9 protein-coding genes are annotated in these 8,894 nt (G+C 71.3%); 5 read left to right on the top strand and 4 right to left on the bottom strand.

Translation table 11 applies throughout. From position 1 onward, the window contains the following. Nucleotides 1–97 precede the first annotated feature (97 nt). Nucleotides 98–2,224: a HelD family protein gene (locus tag QSK31_RS24690; RefSeq protein ID WP_285686671.1), complete on the top strand. Its 2,127-nt coding sequence runs from the start codon at nt 98–100 to the stop codon at nt 2,222–2,224. Here the strand turns inward: QSK31_RS24690 and QSK31_RS24695 are convergent. After that, on the bottom strand, nt 2,207–3,127 hold the full coding sequence (locus QSK31_RS24695) for an SMP-30/gluconolactonase/LRE family protein (protein WP_285686672.1): 921 nt from the start codon (nt 3,125–3,127) through the stop codon (nt 2,207–2,209). The two genes, QSK31_RS24690 and QSK31_RS24695, sit on opposite strands and share 18 nt — an antisense overlap. A gap of 135 nt (nt 3,128–3,262) precedes the next feature. Here QSK31_RS24695 and QSK31_RS24700 point away from each other — a divergent pair, with 135 nt between their 5' ends. Genes QSK31_RS24700 through surE form a run of 3 tightly spaced genes read left to right on the top strand, consistent with a single transcriptional unit; the run spans nt 3,263 to nt 5,457 of the window. Next, a complete protein-coding gene (locus tag QSK31_RS24700; protein ID WP_285686673.1) occupies nt 3,263–4,174 on the top strand; it encodes a cation diffusion facilitator family transporter in 912 nt (303 codons plus the stop codon). Continuing rightward, nucleotides 4,168–4,569 carry a hypothetical protein gene (locus QSK31_RS24705; protein ID WP_285686674.1) on the top strand — a complete coding sequence of 134 codons (402 nt, stop codon included), beginning with the start codon at nt 4,168–4,170 and terminating at the stop codon, nt 4,567–4,569. The genes QSK31_RS24700 and QSK31_RS24705 overlap by 7 nt, the downstream gene beginning before the upstream one ends. 45 nt (nt 4,570–4,614) lie before the next feature. Next, complete coding sequence (surE, locus tag QSK31_RS24710; RefSeq protein WP_285686675.1) at nt 4,615–5,457, top strand: 5'/3'-nucleotidase SurE; 843 nt, start codon at nt 4,615–4,617, stop codon at nt 5,455–5,457. On the opposite strand, the gene QSK31_RS24715 is transcribed toward surE, so the two are convergent. Next, nucleotides 5,432–6,277, bottom strand: a complete 846-nt coding sequence (locus tag QSK31_RS24715) for an alpha/beta hydrolase (protein WP_285686676.1) — start codon at nt 6,275–6,277, stop codon at nt 5,432–5,434. The two genes, surE and QSK31_RS24715, sit on opposite strands and share 26 nt — an antisense overlap. A gap of 20 nt (nt 6,278–6,297) precedes the next feature. Here QSK31_RS24715 and QSK31_RS24720 point away from each other — a divergent pair, with 20 nt between their 5' ends. After that, nucleotides 6,298–7,053, top strand: coding sequence for a PIG-L deacetylase family protein (locus QSK31_RS24720; protein ID WP_285686677.1), 756 nt, complete (start codon nt 6,298–6,300; stop codon nt 7,051–7,053). On the opposite strand, the gene QSK31_RS24725 is transcribed toward QSK31_RS24720, so the two are convergent. Both QSK31_RS24725 and QSK31_RS24730 read right to left on the bottom strand, forming a co-directional pair. Further along, nucleotides 7,050–7,841 carry a serine/threonine-protein kinase gene (locus QSK31_RS24725; protein WP_285686678.1) on the bottom strand — a complete coding sequence of 264 codons (792 nt, stop codon included), beginning with the start codon at nt 7,839–7,841 and terminating at the stop codon, nt 7,050–7,052. The genes QSK31_RS24720 and QSK31_RS24725 overlap by 4 nt on opposite strands. Nucleotides 7,842–7,907: 66 nt before the next feature. Further along, nucleotides 7,908–8,264: an STAS domain-containing protein gene (locus tag QSK31_RS24730; protein ID WP_285686739.1), complete on the bottom strand. Its 357-nt coding sequence runs from the start codon at nt 8,262–8,264 to the stop codon at nt 7,908–7,910. Nucleotides 8,265–8,894 lie beyond the last annotated feature (630 nt).

Consider the following 8,894-nt stretch of genomic DNA (forward strand, 5'->3'; position numbering starts at 1 on the left):
GTAATCGACGTGGGGTGCTGCTCAGGAGTAGGTTCGACTGTCCCCTTTTCGCGGTTGCGACCGTGGCGGGGGCGGACTACGAGGGAGCGGAACAGACTTGAGCGACGCCACCGTCCTGCAGCAGGAGATCGCCGTCGAGCAGGAGCACGTCGACCGGGTCTACACCCGGCTGGCCCAGCTTCGCACCGAGGCGTCCCGGGCCGAGAGGGAGGGCTACCGGATGGCCGGTGTCGGCACGTACGGGGCACTGGTCGAGCGGGACGCCATGGTGTTCCACGCGGCGAGGCGCCGGCACGCGCTGGACACCGAGTACGAGGGCCTGGTCTTCGGCCGCCTGGACCTGAACACCAGCGCCGTGCACTACGTCGGCCGGATGGGCATCCGGGACGAGGACTCGCAGCCGATGGTGGTGGACTGGCGTGCGCCGGCCGCGGCCGCGTTCTACCAGGCCACCCCGGCCGACCCGATGGGCGTGGTCCGGCGCCGGATGATCCAGTCCAGCCGGGAGAAGGTCATCGGCATCGAGGACGACCTGCTCGACCCGGACGCCGCGCCGGACGGGATGCGGGTGGTCGGTGACGGCGCCCTGCTGGCCAGCCTGTCCAAGGCGACCGGCGCGGGGATGCGCGACATCGTCGCGACCATCCAGCGCGAACAGGACGAGGCCATCCGCTCTCCCGCGGGCGGCGTGACGATCGTCACCGGCGGGCCGGGCACCGGCAAGACCGCGGTGGCACTGCACCGGGCGGCGTACCTGCTCTACTCGGACCGCAACCGGTTCGCCGGCGGCGGCATCCTGGTGGTCGGGCCGTCGGGCGTGTTCGTCAACTACATCGCCACGGTGCTGCCGTCGCTGGGCGAGGAGACGGCGTCGCTGCGGTCGCTGGGTTCCCTGGTGGTGGGGTACGCCGCGGAGCGCACCGACCCGACCGACGTGGCCGCGATCAAGGGGTCGCTGCGGATCCGCCGGGTGCTGGAGCGGGCCTCGCACGACGCGGTGCCGGGCGCGCCGGAGGAGCTGAAGCTGCTCTACCGCGGCTCGCTGCTCCGCCTGAACCGCGCCGACCTGGAGCGGATCCGCCGCAAGGCGCTTCCCCGGGGCGCGCGGCGTAACGAGGCGCGCGGGTCGGGCTTCGACGGCGTCTTCGACGCCCTGTGGTCGCAGGCGCGGCAGCAGCGGGTGACGAACCTGCCGGAGAAGCGGGAGTTCGAGGCCGACCTGGCCGACCGCCGCGACTTCCGGGACTTCCTGCGGGCGTGGTGGCCCCGGCTCACCCCGGGCCGGGTGCTCGGCTGGCTGCGGGAGCCGGCACGGCTGCGGTCGTACGCGACGGGGATCTTGAGCCGGGTGGAGATCGCGGCCCTGGAGGGGAGCTTCGGCCCGGAGCCGACCATCGCCGACGTGGCGCTGCTGGACGAGCTGGACGAGCTGATGGGCCGGCCCCGGCAGGCGCCGAAGAAGTCGGCCAACCCGTTCCACGTGCGCGACGGGATCCAGGAGGTCACCACGCAGGCGGACCGGCAGGCCGCGGCGCGGGCGCAGGCGGTGCAGCGCGAGGACGACTACCGCGACTACGCGCACGTGGTGGTCGACGAGGCGCAGGACGTGTCGCCGATGCAGTGGCGGATGATCGGCCGCCGCGGTCAGTACGCGTCCTGGACGGTCGTGGGTGACCCGGCGCAGACCGCGTGGTCCGGTGACGCCGAGGAGCTCGAGCGGGCGCGTGAGCGGGCTCTGGGCTCGCGCAAGCGCAACACGTACGCGCTGACCACGAACTACCGGAACTCGTCGGAGATCTTCGCGGTGGCCGCCTCGGTGATCCGGACGATCATGCCGGACCTGCCGCTGCCGACCGCGGTCCGCAGCACCGGCGTGGAGCCCGTCGACCTGGTGGTGGATCCGGCGTCGCTGCCGGACGCGGTGCGGGAGCTGACCGAGAAGCAGATCGCCGACGTGGACGGCACGATCGGCGTGATCACCCCGGTGCCGCGCCGCGACGAGGTGGCGTCCTGGCTGACCGGTCTGCCGGAGCGCGTGCAGGTGGTGACGGCTCTGGAGGCCAAGGGCATGGAGTACGACGCGGTGGTGCTGGTCGGCCCGGGAGAGATCGCGGTCGACCCGTCCGGCGTACGGACGCTGTATGTCGCGCTCTCCCGGGCCACTCAGCGCCTCACCACCGTGGGCACCGATCCGGACTGGCTACCGTCACGGGATGCGAACTGAGGTGACGTTGTACGGCGTCTCGGGGGTCGGCGGCGTGGTGAACCGCGCGTTGGGCAGATAGAGGCGGCCGGCGTACTCGGCGATCGTGGTGGGCACGTCGAAGCCGTCCGAGGTGGTGGTCGAGACCACCCGGCCGCGGGTGGCGGCGCTGTCGAGCTTGATCTCGGTGATCTTGTTGTCGCGGTTCTGCACGACGTAGAGCGAGCGGCCGCGCAGCCACAGCCCGTCGCCGTTGGTCACCAGAACGCCGCCGGTGTCGATCGTCCGGGTGACGCCGGTCCAGCTGGTGCGGAAGAGCAGGCCGGTGTTGGACTGCACGATGATCAGGCCACGGCCGTCCGGCGTGGGCGCGATCCCGTTGGCGTTGTTGCCGGTCTGGTAGGCGATGTCGCCGGTCAGCGGGATCGCCTTGGACGCGGCGGGCAGGGCGCCGTGCTTGCCGAACTTGATCCGGTGCAGGTTCGGGTTCGCCGAGTCGGTGTACCAGGCGGACCCACCGGCGAACGTGACGTCGTTGATGAACGCCGTACCGGTCTGAAGGGTGTAGGACTTGAGCACCCGGCCGGTGCGGACGTCGACGACGCGGGCGTTGCCGCCGTTGCCGCCGGCCACGAAGAGCCGGCCGTCGCGGTCGAGTTTCAGGCCCAGCGAGGCGGTGCCCGGGCCCTCGGAGATGACCTGGCCACGCCCCGACCTGAGGTCGACGCGGTAGATGTCGCCGTCGACCCGGGAGCCGAAGTACGCGTACGGCGCCTTACCGATCGCGATGCCCTCGGGCTGGAAGCCGTCGGGCAGGTCGAAGGTGGTCTTGACATGTCCGTGCGAGGACGCCGAGGCGGGTGCCGCACCGGCGGTGACTGCCAGGGCGGCCACGGCCGCGATCGCGAGAGTTCGCTTGAACACTGATGACGTTCCTTCCCTGCGGGAGCGGTGGTCATCAAGCCATACCCCGGTAATGGCAATCACGTTCAAATTGCACATATAGCAATGTGAACATATATTGGCGAAGGGTTGCGGTCGCGTCGGAAGGTCTTTGTCATGGGAGCGGGTCACGACCACGGGAGCGCGGCCCGGCACAGCGGTGGCCGGCATCGCACCCGGCTGTGGTGGGCGGGCGGGCTGCTGGCGGCGTTCATGCTGCTGGAGGGGGCTGCCGCCTGGGCCACCGGCTCGCTGGCGCTGCTGTCCGACGCCGGCCACATGTTCACCGACGTGCTGGGCATCGCGATGGCCCTGGCCGCGATCACCGCCGCCTCAAAAAACACAGACTCTCAGCGTACGTTCGGGCTCTACCGCCTCGAGGTGCTCGCCGCGCTGGCCAACGCGCTGCTGCTCACCGGCGTGGCGATCTTCGTGCTGATCGAGGCGGCCCGCCGGTTCGCCGACCCGCCCGACGTGCCGGCCGGCTGGATGCTGGTGGTGGCCACCGGCGGCCTGGTCGCCAACATCGTCGCGTTCCTGCTGCTCCGGGACGGCGCCAAGGAGAGCATCAACGTCCGCGGGGCCTACCTGGAGGTCGTCGGTGACCTGCTCGGCTCGGCCGGGGTCATCATCGCGGCGGTGATCATCGCGCTGACCGGGTGGTCGTACGCGGACCCGATCGTCGCCGTCCTGGTGGCGCTGATGATCCTCCCCCGCACGCTGGCACTGGCCCGGTCGGCCGTACGCATCCTGGTGCAGGCCGCGCCGAAACACCTGGACGTCGCCGTCGTGCGGACCCGCCTGGCCGCTGTGCCCGGCGTGTGCGACGTGCACGACCTGCACGTCTGGACGCTGACCTCGGGCATGGACGTCGCCTCCGCCCACCTGAGCCTGGAGCCCGCCGCCGAGCTCGGCACGGTGCTGGCCAGCGCGCGGGAGGCGCTGCACGAGGAGTTCTCGATCGACCACGCCACCCTGCAGGTGGAACCGGTCGGCGCGGGAGGCCGGTGCACACCCGCCGAATGGTGATGGGTGTGGCGATCATCACATCGGCACGGCATTATGGCTTCATGACCATGGTCACGCACCAGCCCCGCGTCGCATGGGACGCGGCTCGCGCCTTCGTCATCATGGCGGAGACGCCGTACACGGCAACGCCCTACCCGGTGATGCCCCACGCGGTGATGCTTCACTACGTGGACTTCGCCGATCAGGTGTACCGGCGGCTCGGTCCCGTCGTTTACGAGGCGCTGGAGAACACCCGCGGTCGGCTGCTGGAGAACCTCGAGCGGACCGGGGGCGACCGGACCGCCGCCGACATCGAGCGCGGCGCTTGGCGCGTACGCATGGAAGAGCTCCTGCGATCCCGCCCCGATCTCACCGACGTGGTTCTGGAACTGACCTCCATGGTGCTGCGCTACTGACGTTTGCCCGCGGGCCGACGCCGCCATCCGTGACACTTGGGGGCGATGAGCGAGCGCATCCTGATCACCAACGACGACGGCATCGAGGCACCGGGCATCCGATGGCTGGCCAAGGCCGTGCAGCGGGCCGGGCACGACGTGGTGGTGGCCGCGCCGCTCACCGAGGCGAGCGGCAGCAGCGCGTCGATGACCGCGATCGAACAGGACGGCAAGATCGTCGTCGAGCCGCGCGAGCTGGCCGGTGCCCGCAACGTGCCCGCCTACGGCGTCGCCGCGTCGCCCGCGTTCATCGTGCTGCTCGCGCTGCGTGAGGCCTTCGGCGAGGCCCCCGCGGTGGTGCTCTCCGGGATCAATCGCGGCGCCAACGCGGGTGCGGCGGTGATTCACTCCGGTACGGTCGGCGCCACGCTGACCGCGGCACACGCCGGGCTGCGCGGGCTGGCCGTCTCGCTGGACGTGCTCACGGGAGTCCAGGCGTCGGTTGCCACCGGCGGCGCCGCGCTCGACCAGCTGGACGAGGCCGACGACGAGAAGCGGCACTGGGGCAGCGCGGCCGGCCTGGCGGTGCAGCTGCTGCCGGTGCTGTCCCACACGCCCGCCGGGACGATCCTCAACCTGAACGTGCCGGACCTGCACGTGGACGGGATCCGCGGGCTGCGCCGGGCCACGCTCGCCCGGTTCGGCCAGGTGCAGGTGAGCATCGCGGAGCGGTCCGAGGGATTCGTACGCACCGCCGTGCAGGCCGCCCAGGAACACCTGGAACCCGGCACCGACCTGGCCACGCTCGCCGAGGGCTACGCGTCCGTGACGCCGCTGCGCTCCCCCGCCGAGGCCAAGGACGTCCGCCTCAACCTGGAGTCGATCAGGGTGCAGACGCCCGCGTTCTGAGGAACGCGGCGATCTGGGCCACGGCGAGGCCCGCCGCGTCGAAGATCGCCAGCTTGCGCGGGAAGTTGTGGTTCAGACCCTGATAGCGGACCGCGACCGCGTCGGCCAGCCGGTCCGCGTACCGCTCCCCCTCGGTGACCAGCACGTCCAGCTCGGCCAGGATGACCAGGGCGGGCGGCATCCCGGTCACGTCCATCCGCATCGGATCGGCCTGCTCGGGCAGCCCGTCCGGGGCGAACGCCGACCAGAAGAACGCCATCTCGTCCCGGTGCAGACCGAACTCGTCCAGGTCCGGATAGGTCATCGCGGGATCCAGCGCCGGGCAGATCAGCACCTGCGCGGCGATCGGACGGCCGGCGTGCCGGGCCGCGACCACCGCGAGCAGGCCACCGGCCGAGTCACCGCCCACCGCGACCGGCCCCGGCGGCAGCCACGTCAGCGCGCGTTCCACATCGTCCACCGCCGCCGGGTACGGATGCTCCGGCGCCCGCCGGTAGTCCACGGCCAGCACCGACCAGCCGGAGTCGTGCACGATCCGCCGGCACAGCCCGTCGTGCGTCTCCAGGTCGCCCAGCACCCAGCCGCCGCCGTGCGCGTAGACCAGCACCGGCGCGTCGTCGGCGTCCCGGTAGAACCGGGCAGGCACCCCACCCGCGTCCACATCGGTGACGCTGCGGACCGGCGGCCCCTCGCCCACCTCGACCGCCGTGGCAGCGACCATGCCACGGCGCGCCTCGTCGATGGTGTCCCTCGTCAGAGGTACCCGATTCTGCGCACGGATGGCCGAACGGGCCTGTGGATGGAGGCGTTTCCCGGTCACAGGGAGAAGAATAACGAGTCATGAACGACCTGTTACCGGCCCTTCCGGAGGACTGGGAGCGCTGCCTCTGCGTAGCCGCCCACCCCGACGACATCGAGTACGGCGCGGCATCGGCCGTCGCGCGCTGGACCACCCAGGGCAAAACCGTCACCTACCTGCTCGCCACCAGCGGTGAGGCGGGCATCGACTCGATGCACCCCGACCAGGCCGGCCCGCTGCGCCGCGAGGAGGAGCGGGCCGGTGCCCGCGAGGTGGGGGTCGAGGTGGTCGACTTCCTCAAACATCAGGACGGGATCATCGCGTACGGGCCGGAACTGCGCCGCGACATCACCCGCGCCATCCGCCGGCACCGACCCGACGTCATCGTCTCCGGCTCCTTCGACCTGCGAATGATCGGCGGCATGATCAACCAGGCCGACCACCGGGTGGTGGGGCTCGCCGCGCTGGACGCCGCCCGAGACGCCGGGAACCGGTGGATCTTCCCCGAACTCGACCTCCCCACCTGGGACGGAGTGCGGTTCGTCGCCTACGGCGGGTCGGCCGCACCCACCCACGGCGTGGACATCACCGGTGAGCCGCTCGAGCGGGGAATCGCCTCGCTGAACGCGCACGCCGAATACACCAAGGGGCTCGGCGCCGGCGGACCCGAACCGCGGGCGATGCTGACCTGGATGGCCCGGCAGTCCGGTCCCCGCATGGGAGTCGCCGAGGCGTCGCTCTTCGAAGTCATGCCGCTCGGCTTCGACGGGCCGCCGCCCTGGGCCCTCGGTTCCTAGACGATCGGCGTTCCTTCGGGCGTGCTCAGCAGACCCCAGAGGTCCAAGGCCACGTCCTTCGCCGCCGGGCGCAGGTGCGGGGTCTTCGCCATGCAGGCGCGGACCAGGTCCCGGAGGCGGGACGGCAAGCCCGGGACGGCCAGAACCGGGGTGGGCGCGAGGTGGGCGGTCCGGCCGGCGGCTCGGACGGTGGCGGCGATCGCGGGCGGGTACGGCGATCGCCCGGTCACCATCTCGTAAAGCAGCACGCCCAGCGAGTAGACGTCGTCCGCGAACATGCTCCTCGGATGGCTCCAGGCGGGCGTGGTCGCTCGCCGGGCGGCCGTCGCCAGGCCGAAGTCGATGAGCTTCGGGCCGGTCGGGGTGAGCATGACGTTGCGGGCGGACAGGTCACGGTGAACCACGCCGCGGCAGTGGGCGACGGTCAGGACATCCGCGGTGGTCGCCGCGATCCGGGCCGCCTCCCGCCAGGGCAGCGGGCCACGGGACAGACGCCTCCCCAACGGCACCCCGCGCAGCAGCTCCAGCACCAGGTAAGGGGCCACCGTGCCGTCCGGGAGCGGCGCCTCGCCGTACTCGAACACCCGGGGCACACCCGGATGCCGCAGCCGATCGGTGATCATCGCCTCACGCCCGGCGTCGGCGCCCGCCGCCAGCACCTTGATCGCGCGCGTGCGGCCCTCCGCGGCGTCCACCGCCGCGTAGACCGTGGAGACGCCACCCTGCCCGATGGCGCGGATCAGCACATAACGCCGGCTGATTGCCGTACCCAACAGAAGTCGCGCCACGAGAGCGCACTATTCCGCAACTCCTGTGGCGCGACCAAAGTGTGAAAGGAAACCTTAAAGCTCCGGTCAGGTGCCGGACACCGCCGGCTGACTGGTCCCCTCGCCGTGCGGGTCCGGATTGCCGAAAAGACCCAGCAACCCCGTCACCCACAACTGCCGATGAGCGAACCGGCTCGGCCGCGTCACCACGACCTTGACCCCCGAAATGCCGGCCACCTGATGTGCGCTGACCAGCGCACTGATCCCCACCGAGTCGATGAAGGTCACATCTCGCATGTTGAGTTCGATGCGTGATGGCGTCCCCTCCGCCATCGCGGCCGCCACCGCATCCTTGATCAGATACGCGTTCTCCACGTCGATCTCCCCCGCGGGTGCCACCTCGACCGCCCGGTCGGTGGCCGTCCGTGTTATCGACAGCGTCACGCCTTCAACCTCCACCCACCCGGGATGCCCCGGGCGTCTGCTCCAAAGCCGGGGTCGCTAACCCCCGAAGAGTCCGGTGAAACTGGCCTCGCCAGGCTATGCACCGAACCTGTTAACCACCTGAGTGCCGTTCTGCAAACGCGTCTCACACTACTCAGCCGGGTCCACCATTTTCCGCCCGGTGACGCTCCACACACGACGCGACTCCGGACCGTACCGAAGTCATGCACAGTACGCACCTCCTGTGGACAACAACCTCAATTTTCCCGCCACCCTGCTACGTTCCCGACCCACCCAGTGCCGGGGTGGGGGGCGGCGGGGGCCGCGCGCGAGGGTCAAGATCAACTTCGGCGGGACGCGGGCCGCGAGCCGGAACTCAGACCGCCCAGCGTGGTCTCACGGCACCATTCGCGAGCTCAAGCCGCCCGGCGCGAGCTCAAGCCGCCCGGCGCGAGCTCAGGGCGTCCGGCGCGAGCTCAGGGCGTCCGGCGCGAGCTCAGCGCGTCCGGCGCGAGCTCAGCGCGTCCGGCGCGAGCTCAGCGCGTCCGGCGCGAGCTCAGCGCGTCCGGCGCGAGCTCAGCGCGTCCGGCGCGAGCTCAGCGCGTCCGGCGCGAGCTCAGCGCGTCCGCC

This window comes from Actinoplanes sp. NBRC 103695 (assembly GCF_030269485.1).
Lineage (GTDB): Bacteria > Actinomycetota > Actinomycetes > Mycobacteriales > Micromonosporaceae > Actinoplanes.

What these genes read in the sequence shown, in the direction of transcription:
- QSK31_RS24700 (WP_285686673.1), top strand. Translation starts at nt 3,263, where the DNA reads ATGGGAGCGGGTCACGACCACGGGAGCGCGGCCCGGCACAGCGGTGGC.
- QSK31_RS24720 (WP_285686677.1), top strand. Translation starts at nt 6,298, where the DNA reads ATGAACGACCTGTTACCGGCCCTTCCGGAGGACTGGGAGCGCTGCCTC.
- surE (WP_285686675.1), top strand. Translation starts at nt 4,615, where the DNA reads ATGAGCGAGCGCATCCTGATCACCAACGACGACGGCATCGAGGCACCG.
- QSK31_RS24705 (WP_285686674.1), top strand. Translation starts at nt 4,168, where the DNA reads ATGGTGATGGGTGTGGCGATCATCACATCGGCACGGCATTATGGCTTC.